The 15,424-nt window shown below is 65.2% G+C and carries 16 protein-coding genes and 1 pseudogene; 13 read left to right on the forward strand and 4 right to left on the reverse strand.

Annotated elements, in window-relative coordinates:
- The 3 genes and pseudogenes from OCH239_RS22175 to OCH239_RS15995 all read left to right on the forward strand — a co-directional run.
- A pseudogene (locus OCH239_RS22175) lies at window positions 1–400 on the forward strand (transposase family protein); the annotation flags it as partial.
- 50 nt (window positions 401–450) lie between these two features.
- Window positions 451–1,134 (forward strand): metallophosphoesterase family protein, encoded by a 684-nt coding sequence (locus OCH239_RS15990; RefSeq protein WP_037264818.1) that lies wholly within the window; start codon window positions 451–453, stop codon window positions 1,132–1,134.
- A 568-nt stretch (window positions 1,135–1,702) separates the two neighbouring features.
- Window positions 1,703–3,535, forward strand: coding sequence for a hypothetical protein (locus OCH239_RS15995; RefSeq protein ID WP_037264822.1), 1,833 nt, complete (start codon window positions 1,703–1,705; stop codon window positions 3,533–3,535).
- A gap of 139 nt (window positions 3,536–3,674) precedes the next feature.
- Here OCH239_RS15995 and OCH239_RS23125 read toward each other — a convergent pair whose 3' ends face one another.
- Window positions 3,675–3,974 carry an SH3 domain-containing protein gene (locus tag OCH239_RS23125; RefSeq protein WP_051489530.1) on the reverse strand — a complete coding sequence of 100 codons (300 nt, stop codon included), beginning with the start codon at window positions 3,972–3,974 and terminating at the stop codon, window positions 3,675–3,677.
- A 222-nt stretch (window positions 3,975–4,196) separates the two neighbouring features.
- Between OCH239_RS23125 and OCH239_RS16005 the strand changes: the two genes are divergently transcribed.
- The 3 genes from OCH239_RS16005 (at window position 4,197) to OCH239_RS16015 (ending at window position 6,773) form a co-directional block, all read left to right on the forward strand.
- Window positions 4,197–5,252, forward strand: coding sequence for a hypothetical protein (locus OCH239_RS16005; RefSeq protein ID WP_037264826.1), 1,056 nt, complete (start codon window positions 4,197–4,199; stop codon window positions 5,250–5,252).
- Window positions 5,253–5,379: 127 nt separating this feature from the next.
- Complete coding sequence (locus OCH239_RS16010; RefSeq protein ID WP_037264828.1) at window positions 5,380–6,069, forward strand: hypothetical protein; 690 nt, start codon at window positions 5,380–5,382, stop codon at window positions 6,067–6,069.
- Window positions 6,066–6,773, forward strand: coding sequence for a hypothetical protein (locus tag OCH239_RS16015; protein ID WP_037264831.1), 708 nt, complete (start codon window positions 6,066–6,068; stop codon window positions 6,771–6,773). Before OCH239_RS16010 ends, OCH239_RS16015 begins: the two co-directional genes overlap by 4 nt.
- A 10-nt stretch (window positions 6,774–6,783) precedes the next feature.
- On the opposite strand, the gene OCH239_RS16020 is transcribed toward OCH239_RS16015, so the two are convergent.
- A complete protein-coding gene (locus OCH239_RS16020; protein WP_037264834.1) occupies window positions 6,784–7,050 on the reverse strand; it encodes a hypothetical protein in 267 nt (88 codons plus the stop codon).
- 597 nt (window positions 7,051–7,647) lie between these two features.
- Window positions 7,648–8,163, reverse strand: a complete 516-nt coding sequence (locus OCH239_RS21750) for a hypothetical protein (RefSeq protein WP_051489531.1) — start codon at window positions 8,161–8,163, stop codon at window positions 7,648–7,650.
- A gap of 73 nt (window positions 8,164–8,236) precedes the next feature.
- On the opposite strand from OCH239_RS21750, the gene OCH239_RS16030 reads away from it, so the two are divergent.
- Window positions 8,237–8,590 carry a hypothetical protein gene (locus tag OCH239_RS16030; RefSeq protein WP_037264837.1) on the forward strand — a complete coding sequence of 118 codons (354 nt, stop codon included), beginning with the start codon at window positions 8,237–8,239 and terminating at the stop codon, window positions 8,588–8,590.
- Window positions 8,591–8,603: 13 nt separating this feature from the next.
- Here OCH239_RS16030 and OCH239_RS16035 read toward each other — a convergent pair whose 3' ends face one another.
- Window positions 8,604–9,428, reverse strand: a complete 825-nt coding sequence (locus OCH239_RS16035; RefSeq protein WP_037264841.1) for a hypothetical protein — start codon at window positions 9,426–9,428, stop codon at window positions 8,604–8,606.
- Window positions 9,429–9,560: 132 nt separating this feature from the next.
- On the opposite strand from OCH239_RS16035, the gene OCH239_RS16040 reads away from it, so the two are divergent.
- The 6 genes from OCH239_RS16040 to OCH239_RS16065 all read left to right on the forward strand — a co-directional run bounded on the left by OCH239_RS16040 (window position 9,561) and on the right by OCH239_RS16065 (window position 15,413).
- Window positions 9,561–10,505: a metallophosphoesterase gene (locus tag OCH239_RS16040; protein ID WP_037264844.1), complete on the forward strand. Its 945-nt coding sequence runs from the start codon at window positions 9,561–9,563 to the stop codon at window positions 10,503–10,505.
- Between the two features lie 172 nt (window positions 10,506–10,677).
- Window positions 10,678–11,109: a type II toxin-antitoxin system death-on-curing family toxin gene (locus OCH239_RS16045; protein ID WP_051489532.1), complete on the forward strand. Its 432-nt coding sequence runs from the start codon at window positions 10,678–10,680 to the stop codon at window positions 11,107–11,109.
- Window positions 11,106–11,435, forward strand: a complete 330-nt coding sequence (locus tag OCH239_RS16050) for a DUF4326 domain-containing protein (protein WP_037264846.1) — start codon at window positions 11,106–11,108, stop codon at window positions 11,433–11,435. The genes OCH239_RS16045 and OCH239_RS16050 overlap by 4 nt, the downstream gene beginning before the upstream one ends.
- A gap of 46 nt (window positions 11,436–11,481) precedes the next feature.
- Window positions 11,482–13,314, forward strand: coding sequence for an AAA family ATPase (locus tag OCH239_RS16055; RefSeq protein WP_051489533.1), 1,833 nt, complete (start codon window positions 11,482–11,484; stop codon window positions 13,312–13,314).
- 31 nt (window positions 13,315–13,345) lie between these two features.
- On the forward strand, window positions 13,346–14,188 hold the full coding sequence (locus OCH239_RS16060) for a hypothetical protein (protein WP_037264849.1): 843 nt from the start codon (window positions 13,346–13,348) through the stop codon (window positions 14,186–14,188).
- 70 nt (window positions 14,189–14,258) lie between these two features.
- A complete protein-coding gene (locus OCH239_RS16065) occupies window positions 14,259–15,413 on the forward strand; it encodes a hypothetical protein (protein WP_037264851.1) in 1,155 nt (384 codons plus the stop codon).
- Window positions 15,414–15,424 lie beyond the last annotated feature (11 nt).

The following is a 15,424-nucleotide window of genomic DNA, read 5'->3' on the forward strand; positions in this document are numbered from 1 at the left end:
GGCCCGACGCTGGCGGCCGAGATGCTGGCCGCGCAGCAAGGTTTGACGGTCTCACTCGAGACGTTGCGGAAGTGGATGGTTGAGGACGGGCTCTGACTGTCCCGCAAGCAGCGGCGGAGCTTCCATCAGCCGCGGCTACGGCGGGAATGCTTCGGCGAACTCGTCCAGATTGATGGCTCCGACCATCGCTGGTTCGAGGAGCGCGCGCCGGCCTGCACGCCCTGGTGTTCATCGACGATGCGAACGGCACGCTGTGCAGCTGCGCTTCGTGCCCTCCGAGAGCACGTTCAGCTATTTTGACGCGCTTGAGGAATACCTGCTCAAGCACGGCCGGCCGGTCACATTCTATTCCGACAAGCACACCGTCTTCCGCGTCGCCAACCAGGCCGCGAAGACCGGCCACGCTTTTCGCGCCTCGCATTAAGAACTCGGCCGCTCTACATCATACGCATGGCATCTAGAGATATTCTTTTCTATGGCGACCCGCATGGGCGTTGGGACCCGCTCTATGAAGCTCTCGATGGGCGGCCGATGGCGGTAATCGTTCTGGGTGACCTGGCCGAAGCCAAGCTCGATCCCGGCGGCGCAGAACGGGCGCGGGAAGCATTCGATGCGGTTCTCAACATAGGGGCGCAGCTCGCGTTTATTGTCGGTAATCATGATGCCGGCACGGATGAGCTCTGGCGGCTCGTCGAGGACTACGACGAGTTCAGGATCGACGGCCGCGTTCTTGAGATCGATGGAATCAGAACTGCGGGCTTGGGCGGCGTAGTGCGCGGGCGGATCTGGTACGGCGAGGGAAAGCCACGCGTTTCCACGGAAGCAGAGCTCATCGCAGCCACCCCCCGGCAAGAGAGGTGGAAGGGAGGCATCCCGAAGGCGCACCGTACGACGCTTATGCCGTGGACAGTGGAAGAACTCAGAAGTCAAACAACTGACTTGCTTGTCACGCATGAAGCTCCCCTGCCCCATCAGTACGGATTCGAATTTATCAATCGCTTGGCCGCCGATATGGGCGCCCAACTGGTTGTTCACGGGCACCATCATCGAACGTATTCCGACGTAACGAAGGACGGTATCAGTATTCAAGGCGTAGGCCTCGCCCATGTCTGGCGACTAGAAATTGAAATGTAATCTTATTGCGCGCCGGTTCCGGATTTCCGAACGGAACGACGCCTTTTCCAAGTGCATAGATTGAATCAACCTATGGATTCCATCCCATCGGCTCAGTTTTAGGCTTTGCGACTTCTCGATCGTAACCGCGAGATACGCGCGAGGCGCGCTGGAACCGGTATTCCTGTGGAGATTTGTGAAACATTTCAGAGTATGCTGCGCCCCGTGCCGCTGATCGGCGACGGACCACGCATCGATCCATATCACCGCCCGGCTTTGCCCGCACCGTATCCGGATTGGCGCCATCCCCACCCGATCGCGTGCTGAGCCGTTCCAGCTAGTGCGTTATCTCGCTGCTTTTACAGCGTGTAGCTCTCTCAGTTGCAGAATACTCACCTCAAAAAGCGAAAAACTTATAGACAGTAAGAGAAAATCATGGTGTGGCCTTTGAAGCAATCTTTCGTACTTGCGCTCTGAGCAGTATGACCCCTTCGCGAGGGCTGCGTACGAATGCGTACATTCAAATCATGGAAGCAATGATCTACAGTAACCTCGTTGCCACAAACAACATTTTCGAAAGGAAGACGTTATGAGCAGTGCTGACGAAATCGCTCAATCGGACCGTCGTGAGGATGCGATCGCGCCCTCCGTCGAGGCCGCGCGTCTGAGTTTCGACGTCGAGGAGATAACGCCGCAGAAGGCCTCCGAACTGCTTGAAACGGCGGTCAACCCGGTCGAAGATAAAAAAGCGATCGCAACCTATGCGCAGGCGATGTCGAACGGCGCCTGGATCCTGAACGGCCAGCCGATCATCCTCGACGAGAAAGGCCGCGTGATCGACGGCATCCAGCGGCTGAACGCCTGTATCGTCGCGGAAACCCCGTTCCAGACGATCGTTGCTCGCAACGTCCGCGCCGACACCCTCCACACGATCGACCAACACCGGCGTCGGTCCTACCAGGGCGTGCTCGAGAGCCGCGGCGTGCGCAACGCCGGCAAGGTCGTCCGGACCATGTCCAAGCTGATCCGCATCGAGAACGGCAGCCTCGGCCGGGAAAACCTGCCGATCTCGTGGTCGCGCTACGACCGCGTGCTCGCGGCGAACCCCGAGATCATCGAGGCCTCCGAGCTTGCGGAGGATACGAAGGGCAGCCGGCTGCATTCCACCGCGCGACCGGTGCTCGCGTTCATGGCGCTTCGCGCCGGCCGCAAGAAAGAGCTCGTAAGCTTCTTGCGCGAGATCGGTCCGGACCGGACGTCGGGGCTCGACAGCCCGCCGGGCGCGTTCTGCATGCAGGTCGCGGTGCTGGAATCGAGTGGCGTTCCGCTGCACGTCGACAGCGCGCTGGCGCTGGCGGTTCTTGTGTTCAACGACTTTGTCAAAGGCAAGAAGGTCACGCAGCACTACGTCTGGAAGCCCGATCTGGGCAATACGCCGATCAACGAAAAGACCGGTGAGCCGATATCGAGGCAGGCTCTGCGCGAGCACGCACCCGCCAATCTCGGTCTGCCTCTGGTCGAGGGGTATCCCGGGCTGCGCGACGGCCGTTTCGATACCAGCTCGAGCACGGACGAATTCGGCGGCCAGACCGACGAGGAGGTGCGTCAGGGCGCACAGACCGACGAGGGACGCGAGCAGGTCCGGATGGTAAACGTCACGCCCGAGCTCGCGCGCAAGTGGCTCGGGTTCAACAGTGGGAACCGGAAGATCCAGAAGAACCACATCGAAGTGATCAGGCGCGACATCCTCGCCGGCAACTGGATGCTGAACGCCCAGCCGATCTGCTTCACGGACGATCCCGAGCACCCGCAGGACAACGACACCCCGCGCCTGCTGAACGGTCAGCACCGTCTGCACGCGATTATCGCCGCCGACGCGCCGATCGAGGTTCCGATCGCCACCGGGATCCCCGAGGCCGCCTTCGCGACCTTCGACACCCATGCCAAGCGCACCGTGCGCCGGATGGGGTCCCGGGTCGACGACCGCGTCCTCGCGGCGGCCGCGAAGCTGCAGTGGAAGGAAGACAACGGCTATCCTTTGACCGGCAACGGCAACACCCCCTCGTCCACCGAACTGCTGCAGACCCTGGACGAGCATCCCGACCTCGCCGCCGGTTTCGGCCGCGCTCGCCGCAAGGGCATGACCGAGATCGGCTCCGCGGGCGTCATGACCTACTTCATCTACCGCGTCACCCGTGAGCACGCCGGCTGGGGAGAGGAATTCCTCGATGGCATCGAGTACGGGGCGAACCTCGACGTGGAGAACCCGATCCTCAAGCTGCGCAATACCGCCAAGGGGCGCCGGGGCGGGCTGAGCCGCGGCGAGACGCTCACGCTGCTGCTCGAGCACTGGGAAACCTACAAAGCGTGGCGCAAGAAGCAGGAAGAGAAGGCCAAGGGCGACAACCCGCGGCTGATCTGATCTCAGGACAAATGCACAGACCGTTGAACCTGTCGCGCGGTGCGCGGCAGGTTTTTCTATTGGACCCGGAGATGCGGCACACCGGCCGCGAGGGCAGATCCGGCTTGTCCAAATGGTCGGCTGGCGTTGGTCGAGACGATCAGTGATCCTCGATCATGCACAGGTATGCGGAATAGACCCAGCCCTCGCGGCCGTTGACGTCACCGACTGAGACCCTGAACCACGACCCCCGCCGCTCCCAGTCCATGACAACCGTACCGGGGCCCAGTCTTTCCAGCATCCTGTAATCCGAGCCGGGACCCGCCCTCATCGCCAGGAAATTATCCCCGTCAGGATCAAGACCGCACACCACGAAGACGTCTGGCGCATAGGCCTGAGCCGTCTGTGGAACGAAGAGCGCCGCGGTCGCGCAAATGAACAGCGTAGATAGCAGACGCATATAGATATCCTCCAATGGACGAGAAAAAGGCGACCTCAACAATTCAATACAACAATGCGATAATGGTAGCCTACCCCGATCGCGCCCGCGGAGCAACGCGGCAGGCATGTGCCCGCTGCCGTTACCGTACTCTCGAGGTTCAAGCGCCGAGGTGTGAAAGGAAACTGCGGACCTTGCGCAGTTTGCGACAAACTTAATTACTGCATCGCAGAACAGGAGGTGATGATGCAGCACGACCGATCCATTCTGAAAGCGGTGACCAACAAAGATTATCGGGATACGCTGTCCGGCCTTCTCGACGAGGGCTGGAATGCCGATCGCACCGGCAAGAACCACATCCGGCTCACCCACCCGGGCGCGGCGTCGCCGGTGATCGCCTCGGGAACGCCAAGCAGCGCGCGGTCGGCGCTCAAGGTGCGCGCCCAATGCCGGCGCGCCCTGCGGCAGGCAATGGACGCGCCCGCCGAGCCGCCCGCGCCCAAGAGCTTCCTGGAAGAGGTTCGGGAGGGGGAGTTCGATCTTAGCCCCAGGCGCAAGCGCAAGAAGCGCTGGTCCCCGGGGGAACGGAAATCCCGCCTGTCCGTCCCCGCCCCGTCGCCCGAATTGCCCCGGGAACCCGAGACGGACCGGGAGGACCAAGATGCACAACCCGAATGCGAAATTCCTAAGCCCAACACGCCTCAATCAGAAGAGAACATTATGGACCTTGCCGTTCAAACCGACGCCGCCAACCTCCGGCAGACCGCCCCTGCGCTCACGGACATCGCGCCGGCCGCGACGCCTGACCCGGCGCCATCTCGCGGGCCGACCCTGGGCTCGATCCCCGGCGATCTGCTTGGCATCGCCCTGCGGATCCTGAGCGGAGAGCTGCAGACCATCGCGGTCACCGCCGACATGGTCGGCAAGACGCTCGTTCTCGATGGCAAAGGCTGGATGGTCGATGGCGCAGTGCCGCCCACGCAGGCATCGCTCGCTGATCGGGCCCGGTCGACACAAGAACAGGCGCGGGTCGACGAGCCGCGCGGGGTGCGATCGGTCCCCCTCGAATTGGACGAGCTGTCAGGGCGCATCCGCCACGTCTTCGAACAGTTTCCCGACGAATGGATGGACATCGCGCAGCTTGCCGGCCTCGTGGACAATCTCGCCGGCAACTCCGCCCGGGCGCACAATCAGGCCCTGCGGTTCCGCGCGAAGCGCATGGCGGCGACAGGGATCCTCGAGCTGCGCAAAACAGGCACCGCCAAGAAACCGACGACGAGTTTCCGCATCGCGCGCTGACGACGCGCGCGGCACCTCCTGCGGCGTGAAGGACGCTCCGGCGCATTCTCGGCGCCGGAGCGAATACGTTTCTCGTTTTCGCGAATATCCATGAGGGTCTCCGTACCCGCCTCGAGGATCCGCCCGCATGTTCCGCCGTATCGACCGCGTCAGTCACGTGGGATCTCTCGATCCCGCCAGCCGCACCGAGCGCGCCTCGCTCGAGGGGCCGTGCCTGTCGGTATCGGTCAATCCCGAGGACTGGAGCTGCATCGCCCGGGTCTCCGGCCCGACATGGGAGCTGTCCTGCCCCGGCGCCCTCTGGCTCGATGCCGGAAACCTGCCGGACGCGGACATGGCCGCGATCATGTCCTGGGCCGAGGCTGAGGGTTACGCCGAACCGGCGCGGATCTGGCGCGCCTGGCACTTCGACGGCGAGGCGGACAGCTGGAGATATTTCTCCTTGCCCAGCCGTGACGCGGCTCTTGCCGAGATCGATGCGGACGATGCCGACCCCGATGACGAGGTGCCGTCGGAAACCGGCGATCTCGTGGACTGGACCCCCGGTTGGCGCCTGACCGAACGGGCGATGGCGGCTCTCGAACGCCGGTCCGACGATCTCGATGGGCCCGGCGGCGCGATCATTCTCTATGCCATGCTGAAGCTTGCCCCGGCCGAGCCGGGTCTCGTCGGCATCTGGTGGGACGAGGAGTACGATCCGCTCTCGCTGAGTTGCCCGCGGGGCGGGATCCTGCCCGGCCGGATCGCGCTCTTCGAGATCCGCGACGAATACGGCGCCCCGCCGCCGTTCCGGACGATAGAGGATCCGGCGCCATGAGCCGCCGCGGCTTCTTCTCGACCTGCGTCGGCTGGCCGGAGGCGCTGCACGCGGCCAAGGACTGGCTCGACGAGAGGGCCGAGCCGATCACTCGGCAGACGTTCCTCCGCCTGGTCGATCGCGCCGACATGACCCGGGTCGAGCGCGAACTCGGCTACGGCCCGCGGTTGCAGATGGCGAGCGATCCCTACGTGTCCTATTACCGCGAGCCGCATTCCGGTATTCCGTATTTCGTATGGTCCGCCATCGAACATGTTTTCGCGGAGCGGGCGGAGATCGAGGCGCTCGACCGGCATGCACGGGAAGACGAGATGCGAGCCGAGGCGGGGCTGCTGGTGATCGACCGCCTTGGCCTGATGGCGGGTTCGCCGCCCAGCGATCCCGATTACGACGGCGACCTCGAGGACGAGGCGATCGACAGGCTGATCACCCATGACGGCGCCCTTGTCGTCACGTTCGACGCCCGGGATGCCACGCTGCCCCCGTACCTGTCGCTGACCCGGGAGCGGGCTCTCGCCCATGCTGCCCGCGCCGGCGCGGTGCGGGTCTGGTGCGGGGATGGCGCTCCGCCCGAGGCCTGGACCGGTCATCCCGAGCGGGTGGATCCCGAGAACCTCAGGGCCTTCGTCGAGGGGCTGGGTCTTGGCCTCGAGGTGGATTTTCTCTCGCCGCAGCACCAATCGGAGCTCGTACCGAGCGCCTAGACTTCAAAACCTAATCGATGATGCCCAATCTTTCCGAGACCGCCACCGAGATCACGGCGTCATCGGTCTCGAGTTCGTCCAGGACGGCAGGATCGAACTCCGCGGTGAACATTTCGTCGTCGATCCGCTGGCGCACGCTGACGTGCTCCGGAACGTATCCCCGGACCTGGACTTTCACGATGGCCCGCAGCCTGTTGCAGTCGTGCTTGCCGCTATCGGCATGCGAGACGCCGCTGATTTTACGTAGCCGGTTCTGTTGAACCTGGAATCCGCTCATCGCCCGCCTTTCGCGATCGATCTGTCTGTCACTCCAATATAGCCGTTCCGGCATCGGCCGGCGAGTCCACGACATTGCGGAAGAGGCGACGAGCGTCACGCTGCTGTGCCTTCATGTCTCTCCCATCGTGTCAGGGAGGGAACTGCGATTGCTGGCGCAAAAGCATATGCCCGGCGCCCCAGGCCGCCGGGCATTCTCGATCCGCGCGTATCGCGCGTCATTTCGGATAGAGGTTCGCCGAGTTTGCGCCGGGGTACACGCGGGCGCCTTGCGGCGGAAGTTGGGCGACGCCGTTGGCAGCGGCACGCGGGAAAAAGGCTTGTTGGCCCATGGTCGATCTCTTTCGATAAGGTGGATGTGCGATGTCGGGATCATGCACGACGTCATGTCCCATGCGCCGCACAACGTCTTCCGCCGGGAGGTGTTCCTGCGCCTCGCGACATGGCGACGCGCGCCAGGCGCATGGCTCGGACTCTCTTCCGGATCGCGACGCGCGACGTTTCGGGGCCGTAGCCCCGCCGGACCGGCTCCTCGAACAGCGGTCTCTCCAGACAGTCGTAAAGCGGCCCCGCCTCTCCGCCGATAACGAGGTCCTGCTTATCGTCCGCCGTCCGCAAGCGCCGCGGCGGTGCCGGCCCATTTCTCGAGTTTCGGCGCCGCCATCGCGGTGAGGCGCGCATCGGTCATGCCCGGCTCGGCGAGACGGACGATACGGATCGCCCGAACCAGCGCCTGCAGGAGCAGGCCCGTCGACATGCCGTGACCCTCGATGTCGCGCGCGGCGGTGCCGAGAGCGATGAGAAGCGCGCGCAGTTCGGTGCGGATGTCGCCGCCCTCTTCATCGAGCGCAGTGGCCACGTAGGCCGTCGCCAGCCCCGAGATATCCTCGCGTGCGGTCATCCGCAGCAGGTCGACCAGGCAGAGTGCAACGTCGAGCGCCTCGCCGGCCACCCCGTCCGGACCGGGCGCCTTGTACGAGCGGCCACCTGCGATGACGATCTCCTCGGACAACTCGCCGAGTTCGCTCATCGTGTGCTCGATGATATCGAACGCAGTCCGTCCGTTCTCGATGGCCTGGGCTTCGGCAAGCACATGACAGACGAAGCTGGTCATCTCGCGTTCCTTTTCTCGTAGCGTTTCCGGCACCCTATGGTATTATTTTTCGCAATTCAATGCGGAGCACGACATGCGACAGACGATTCCGGATCTCGAGGTCATCGACGAGCTCTACTACTACGATCATCCGATCGTATTCACAGCGATGGTCCTGGGCGAGATCCGCCTCGTGCGCCTTGGCGGCGGAGACATGCGGTCTCAGACCTTCATGGTCTCCTCACCGTCTCCTGACATGCTCCAAGAGCTGGCGGAAAATCGTTTGCCGCTTCGCGATGCGAGCCTCGTGGCGCCCCTCTTCCGCGTCGTGTCCGAATACGGAAGGGGCGCGACGACCATCGAGGCGGTCGAGTCGTGGCCCGATGACGCGCTCCCGGAGCCCGGCAGAACACTCTACCATTGGGTCGCCGATCCGATCGAGCCGTGACCGCCCGGCCCGGTCAGAACCCGGGGGTCGCCTCTTCCTCCTGGACCGCCTGACGAAGCATGTCGTGGATCCACGCGTGCCTGGCGGCCGGCTGGGGCGCGGGGCGCAGGCCGGGTGCGAGCGTGCGTCCGTCGATCAGCGGCAGCTCCGAGGCATCGACAAGATCACGCCCCGCCCGCGCCGCGAGCGTGCGCCAGGCCATCCGCGTGACCCAGGCCACCTCGCGCGTGCTCTCCGCCACCGCGTCCTGGGGCAGAGCGGACATCGGACGGCCGGACATGCCGGCCGGCGCGGGACCGATCGCAAGCATCACGAAGGACGGATCCTCGGTGTCGATCGCAGCGAGCACCTTGTCGCCCGGCCCGAGTTGGAGCTTCTGCGCGTCGTTCTGCCGGATCTCGGCCATTCCGTCCCATTGCAGAAAACGCGCCGGAACCGGGCCCGGCCCGAAGAAGATGCACGCGTATTCCCAGTCGCGGCGATTGATGGTGCGCCCTTCGGCGCCCTCGCCCTCGAAGCAGATCCGGACCTTGTCGCGATCGTCCGTGTCCAGAACCTCCCGTACCGGGGCGGCATCGCGCGCCACGCCGGCCAGGATCTCGCGCGCCTCGCGATTGAGCGCCGCCACCGCGCGGCGATAGGCGGCAACGGATGCCTCGCCGATGTCCAGGCGGTAGCCGCGAACATCCTGAAGCGTTCCCCGATAGCCGGTCATGTTGTAGTACAGCTCGTCCACCTTCACGCCGTTCACGAGCACCGCGAACCGCGGCTTCGTCTCCAGCATGTGCGGCGACGCCCGCCTCTCGAGCGTCAGCCTGAATTCGGGCGTCGTGGTCATGGCCGGTCCTTCCTGAAGATCTGGTCGATCATTGCACTCCTCGCCGAAAGCCCATAGCATCGGTTTTTCGCAGGTCGTTTTCGGGTGTCCGGACTACGATGTGCCGGATGTGATCTTACCGGGGACGACGTCATGGCGCGCTTTTTACAATGGTCCGACCTTCATCGCGAATTCGGCACACCGGAGCGTCCGGTTCCCTTTCCGCTGCCGACGGACGAGACCCCGGCCGGATCGGTGGATGCGATCCTGATCGCAGGCGATCTCGACCGCGCGGTGAACCACGTTCGAAGCCTCATCGAGATCCATGAGGCCTGGTCGGTGCCGGTCGTCTCCATTTTCGGCAACCACGAGCCTTACGGGTCGAGCGAGTCCGAAGCGAGGGCCCGGGTCGCCGAGGATCTCGCGGAGGCGCGGGCCGCCGGCCACGACATCCATGTTCTCGACCGCGACGAGATGGTGATCGGCGACACCCGCATTCTCGGCTGTACGCTCTGGACGGACTTCGAGATTCTGGGACGGCGCGACGACATGATGATGAGCGCCGAGTTCGTCATGAACGACTACCGCCACGTGCAAGCCGGTCCGGAGCGAGACGGCCATCAATGCGCCGCGGACACGCTCGGCTATCACCGGCGCGACCGCGCATGGCTTCTCGAGGCGCTGTCGAAACCGTTCGATGGCCGGACCCTGGTGATGACCCACCATCTGCCGATCCCGGAGGTCCTCGCCTCGGAATCGGGCAAGGGCGACTACGCGCCGGCCTACGTCTCCGACATGCGCGCCGACATTCTCGGCCACCGGATCGACACCTGGGTCAGCGGCCACACCCACTGGGCGCGTCGCGGGATCGTCGAGGGCCGCCAGGGCCCGATCGCCTTCACCGCCAACATGAGCGGATACGTTCGGGGCGGCCATCGGCAAAACACCAATTTCGAGCCCTACCGGATCATCGACACGCAAGCGCCGCAGGCGGGTCTCGACCGCATCGACATCGATGACCGCAAGCTCGCCGGATTGCAGACCGCGCAGGAGGTCCTGCGTGACCTGGCGGATGAGAGTCCGGCCGGTCCATCCTGACACGGGCACGGCTCAGGTAGCGATTTGCGAAAATCTTTATTGAGCCCGCCGGGCGCGCTTGGTAGGGTCGGGCAATCCAGGCGGCGAGGCCCGCGCCGCGTCCTTCGGACCCCGTTTCGGGTCCGGTCGGCGCGTCGCACTCCCGCGTCCGAACTCTCAGGAAGGCCCGCCGATGTCGACCCTCTTCTATCCGACCCCCGATGTGATCGTTGCGCTGCACGACCGGACCGTGGAACGCGAAGGCGGGGCGACCGGCCTGCGTGACGTCGACGGGCTGGCGGGGGCGTGGGGCCGGGCGGAAACGGCGCGGTTCTACGGCGATCTGGATGACATCGCCCAGATCTGTCTTCTCGCCCACAGTCTCATCCGCGCGCATGTCTTCGTGGACGGCAACAAGCGCGCAGCCTACGCCGTGCTCTCGACCGGGCTTGCCCACAGGGGGCTGGCGCTCGAACTTGGTGCCGACGAGGTCCGGGATCTCATCGTCGCCGCCGCCGGAGGGGACCTCGATGAAGAGGATTTCACCGCACGGCTGCGGGCCGGCATCCGTCCGGACCCGGTCTTCGAGAAGCTCTTCGAGTACGACCGGAGCCCGCGATCATGATCGCCGCGCCGCGTCGCCCCGAGGTGCTGAACGCGCGCGTCGTGGGCAAATCCCGGCCGGGGGCCGTCTATATCGGTCGGCCCGGCCCTTGGGGGAACCCGTTCTCGATCGGCAAGCACGGCTCCCGCGACGAGGTGATCGCCGCCTATATCGGCTGGCTTCACGACAATCCCGATGTCGTTGCCCGCGCGCGCCGCGATCTCCGCGGGCTCGACCTGATCTGCTGGTGCGCGCCAGCGTCCTGCCACGGGCATATCCTCCGCGATCTTGCGCTCGGCAATCCGCTTCCCCCTCGCGAGGCGCCGCGCCAGCCGCGCCTGCTCTGATATCCCCGCGCGGTCGCTACGGCCTGCACCCTTCCGGAGACACACAATGAAAGATTGGAAGAAACCCGCTCGGCTGCTGGTCGGCGGCGTGGTCGTCACAGGCGCCCTGGCGTTCGCCATGGACAGGCTTCGCGACGCGCCCGAGCCTGCCCTGACGCAATGGGCCATCGAGGCGCGAACCTCCGGAGAGGAGATCGCCTTCTCCCGGATGCAGGAGCTCATGCGCGAGTCCGCCCCGTCGGATCGGGCGATGGTGTATCCGGACATGGTCGTCTTCGAACATGCGAAAACTGATTCCACAGAACATCTGTACAGCCGTGCGACGCTGAACTACAACGCCTCCGAGCTGATCTGGGCGGACAGCGCCGCGATCGCCGCCGAGGTCTCTTTCGGCCAATTACCGCAGGGCATGTCCTCCTCTACCCTGGTGGACGTCGTCCTCCTGCTGATGTTCACGTATCTTGTCGTCTCGCTCGGACTGAGAATGTCAGGGATCTCCGGGAAGTCGAACGGAACGGCCGATCTGGTGAAGGTCAAAGAACTGACGCAGACGCTCGATGACGTGGCAGGCCTCGACGTGGCCCGCGAGCAGATCCGCGAAGTCGTCGGCCTGATCAAGTCCGGCGGGAAAATCGGCGAGATCGGAGCGCGCCCGCCGAAAGGCGTCCTGTTGCAAGGCCCCCCGGGCACAGGCAAGACGCTGCTTGCCCGTGCGATGGCCAAGGAGGCGGGGGTGAGCTTCCTGACGCTCAATGCCGCTCGCCTGAACGAGATGTTCGTGGGCGTCGGCCCGAAGCGGGTCGATCGGGCATTCGACAAGGCGCGGCGGCACGCGCCCTGCATCCTCTTCATCGACGAGATCGACGCGCTCGGTGCCCGTGGCGGAGCCACGATCGGCGCCGACAACGAGCGCGCCAATCTCATCAACGCGCTGCTCACTCGCATGGACGGGCTCGCGCACAGCGACGGCATTTTCATCGTCGGCGCCACCAACCGCCCGGACAAGATCGACAAGGCGATCATCCGTCCGGGCCGCATCGATCGCCGCCTGACCATCGGCATGCCGAACCGCAAGGCGCGCCAGGAGATCCTCGAGCTCCACGCCTCGAAACTGCCGGTGAGCCCCGATGTCGATTTCGCCAAGCTCGCCGCCAGCACGCCGGGCATGTCCGGTGCCGAGCTCGCAACCCTCTGCAACGAGGCGGGCATTCTTGCCGGGCGCGACAAGGTCGGGCGCGTCGGCCCTCTGCACTTCGCGCGGGCCCGCGAAAAGATGATGTTCGGCGAGACCGGGGGCGCTGTTGTGCTCGGCGAGCACGAGCGCCAGGTCACCGCCTGGCATGAAGCCGGTCACGCCATCGCGGCAAGCGTTCTGCCCCATACCGACCCGGTCGAGCACGCCACCATCCTGCCCCGCGGCGGCTCGCTGGGGCATGTCCTTCAGGTGGCGGTGGATGACCGGCACATGTCCACACGCGCGCAGCTGCTCGATCGCATGACCGTCCTGGCGGCAGGGCGCGCTGGCGAAATCGCCGCGTTCGGCGAGGACATGATCACGAATGGGGCCGCGTCCGACATCAAAGCTCTGACCGAGATCGCGCAGGCCATGGTCACCGAATGGGGCATGGGCAGCTACGGCTTTCTGAAGGTCGAAGCCCGCCCCGACGCAGATTTTCCGTCCGCGGTGCGGCAGGAAATCCGCGATCTCTCGGCTGCGGCCATGACGCGGGCACTGGAGCTGTTGTCGCGCGAGCGGAGCGCCTTTACCGCGATTGCCGAGGCGCTCCTCGCGCGCGACACGCTGACCGGCGAGGAGATCCGCGGGCTTGTCGAGGCGCATCGTGCAGGTCGCCGGCAGCCCATGGCGGTTCCGGCATGACCGGGCCCATGGTTGAAAGAGGAGATCGGCGATGACCGACAAGCACATTCCGACCCTGCGCCTCAACGACCGGGGGGACGCGTATCAGTGGAATGATCCTGCCTGGCAGACCAGCGACACCGCCGTGGAGATTCAACTTCGCAAGCAGGACGGTCAATGGCAGCTCATGGTCGTCTACGCGTCGGAGGGCGCGATTGTGGACGTGGTCCAGCGGGACGTCGATCCGCCGTCGCGCGAGACCGGCTGCTACCAGTCGGATGTGGAATGTCTCCTCGAGGTGTCGCTCGGCGAGATGAGGGACGAGTCCCGGATCCGGACGTCTCTCGACGCGCATCCTCTCGCGCGGGGGCTGCGGTGCGAGCGCAACGGCAGGGTCGATGAGCTGGCTCTGCCAAGCACATCGCTCGGGCTCGGGAAGATCGCACGCAGCCATCTCGAAGGTCTTGCTGCTTTCGACTGGCTGAACGGCCTTGAACGCATCACCCGGTCCGATCACGGCCGGCTCTATCTCCGGGCCGACGATGCGGGCGCGCAGCGGCATCTCGGGAGCAAGATCCCGGCGGGCCCGGAGGGCTGGGACCTCATCCTTGTCGTTCGCGAGCACGGCATGGTCGCGGAGAAGGGCTACCACCTCGCGCCCGATACCGGCTTCGACACCGAGACCGACAGCCTTACCGGCGTCGGCCCGGCTTACGACCTCGACGGCAGGCGCACCTATTGTGAAGACATCTGGTGCGCGACAACAATCATCCGGCGTCTGCCGCCGGCGGACTGGCCTGAGGATATCCGTTACCGGATCGACCGCGCGCTTGACCGGGTCATGGACCCCCGACCAGATCGCGACGACGCTGCCGAAAGCCCTGGAGGCCCCTGATCGGTCTCGGGAAATGTCTTCCGGTTTTCGGCCTGTCCTCGGACAATGACCGCAACCCGAGGAGACAGCCATGCCGGCCGAAGACTACCCCCGCGTCCTGCGCCACCTCACCGAGAGGCGCGCGGCCCAGTTCACCGCCATCGTGGCCGAGCTCGAGGCGGCGCGTGCTGCCGGTGAGATCGCCAATGCGCGCCTGAACGATGCCAAGCTGCCCTTCAGCCGTGCCATCGAGGAGGCCTGGGACCGGGAGGCGCAGCGTCCCTACCTGTGGAACCGGGATTATCCGGGCAGCGCGCGCGAACGCGAGGCGATGGACGCGTTCACCGGCTCGCCGGCACCGCACCTGATGCGAAGCTTCACCGCCCGGGCGGCGAAGCTGGGGGAGACCGAAGCGGGACGGGTCATTCGCGGCTTTCTCGAGGAGATCGCGCCGCTCATGGAGCTCATGGCGCATTGCAAGACGATCGCGGTGAAGCGCCAGGTCAGGACGCCCGAAGCCCGGCCTTCCGAGATCTATAGCGCCCCGGCCGCGTCCGGCACCGCAATGGCCGAGGTGAATGCGGCGCTGCAGGAGATCACCCGGGCCGCGCGGGATCACCTTGCCGAGATGATCTCGGCGCGCGAGGAGCGCGTCCTCGAACAGTTTCTCGCCGCGGTCGAGGAGAACCGCAATCCGCCCGAGGGGCAGAGGCAGCTCAGGAACTTCAGCCCGTACGAATACTCGCGGCGCAAAGGGCGCGGACAATCGCGCCCCGACCTCCGCGTGCCCCTCGAGGCCCTGACCCAAGACCGCTACGACCGCGACCTGAAGCTGATGATCCATGAGCCGCGTCCCGATTTTCGCGACATCCTGCGGGATCGCGGCCGGAGCCAGGCCGATGCGCTCTGCTCGGACTTCATCGATCGCAATCTCTCCAAGCTTGCCAGCATCGTCGACGCCAAAGGCAATTTCGAGACAATCGACATCATCGGCCGCAGCGTGAACCCGGCCGGGATGGAGGGCCGGCTCCGGGTCAGCTTCGACGACGACTCGCGCTTCGAGGCCCGCACGTCGGTCGTCTGGTCCTGCTCGCCGCTCGGGACCCCGTTCACCCGCTATCCGGTGACCTTCCACGACGTGCGGATGCCGGGCGGAGAGCTTACGCGCAAGATGTCCCAGAAGGAGATGAACGAGATCTTCGCGGCTGCTCCTGCCGCCGCGCCCGACCCGCATCCGGGACCGTGAAGTTTGCGAAT

Source organism: Roseivivax halodurans JCM 10272 (assembly GCF_000521785.1).
Lineage (GTDB): Bacteria > Pseudomonadota > Alphaproteobacteria > Rhodobacterales > Rhodobacteraceae > Roseivivax > Roseivivax halodurans.

Excerpts from the sequence above, each read along its gene's own strand:
- OCH239_RS15990 (WP_037264818.1), top strand. The coding sequence starts at position 451 with ATGGCATCTAGAGATATTCTTTTCTATGGCGACCCGCATGGGCGTTGG.
- OCH239_RS15995 (WP_037264822.1), top strand. The coding sequence starts at position 1,703 with ATGAGCAGTGCTGACGAAATCGCTCAATCGGACCGTCGTGAGGATGCG.
- OCH239_RS23125 (WP_051489530.1), bottom strand. The coding sequence starts at position 3,974 with ATGCGTCTGCTATCTACGCTGTTCATTTGCGCGACCGCGGCGCTCTTC.
- OCH239_RS16005 (WP_037264826.1), top strand. The coding sequence starts at position 4,197 with ATGATGCAGCACGACCGATCCATTCTGAAAGCGGTGACCAACAAAGAT.
- OCH239_RS16010 (WP_037264828.1), top strand. The coding sequence starts at position 5,380 with ATGTTCCGCCGTATCGACCGCGTCAGTCACGTGGGATCTCTCGATCCC.
- OCH239_RS16015 (WP_037264831.1), top strand. The coding sequence starts at position 6,066 with ATGAGCCGCCGCGGCTTCTTCTCGACCTGCGTCGGCTGGCCGGAGGCG.
- OCH239_RS16020 (WP_037264834.1), bottom strand. The coding sequence starts at position 7,050 with ATGAGCGGATTCCAGGTTCAACAGAACCGGCTACGTAAAATCAGCGGC.
- OCH239_RS21750 (WP_051489531.1), bottom strand. The coding sequence starts at position 8,163 with ATGACCAGCTTCGTCTGTCATGTGCTTGCCGAAGCCCAGGCCATCGAG.
- OCH239_RS16030 (WP_037264837.1), top strand. The coding sequence starts at position 8,237 with ATGCGACAGACGATTCCGGATCTCGAGGTCATCGACGAGCTCTACTAC.
- OCH239_RS16035 (WP_037264841.1), bottom strand. The coding sequence starts at position 9,428 with ATGACCACGACGCCCGAATTCAGGCTGACGCTCGAGAGGCGGGCGTCG.
- OCH239_RS16040 (WP_037264844.1), top strand. The coding sequence starts at position 9,561 with ATGGCGCGCTTTTTACAATGGTCCGACCTTCATCGCGAATTCGGCACA.
- OCH239_RS16045 (WP_051489532.1), top strand. The coding sequence starts at position 10,678 with ATGTCGACCCTCTTCTATCCGACCCCCGATGTGATCGTTGCGCTGCAC.
- OCH239_RS16050 (WP_037264846.1), top strand. The coding sequence starts at position 11,106 with ATGATCGCCGCGCCGCGTCGCCCCGAGGTGCTGAACGCGCGCGTCGTG.
- OCH239_RS16055 (WP_051489533.1), top strand. The coding sequence starts at position 11,482 with ATGAAAGATTGGAAGAAACCCGCTCGGCTGCTGGTCGGCGGCGTGGTC.
- OCH239_RS16060 (WP_037264849.1), top strand. The coding sequence starts at position 13,346 with ATGACCGACAAGCACATTCCGACCCTGCGCCTCAACGACCGGGGGGAC.
- OCH239_RS16065 (WP_037264851.1), top strand. The coding sequence starts at position 14,259 with ATGCCGGCCGAAGACTACCCCCGCGTCCTGCGCCACCTCACCGAGAGG.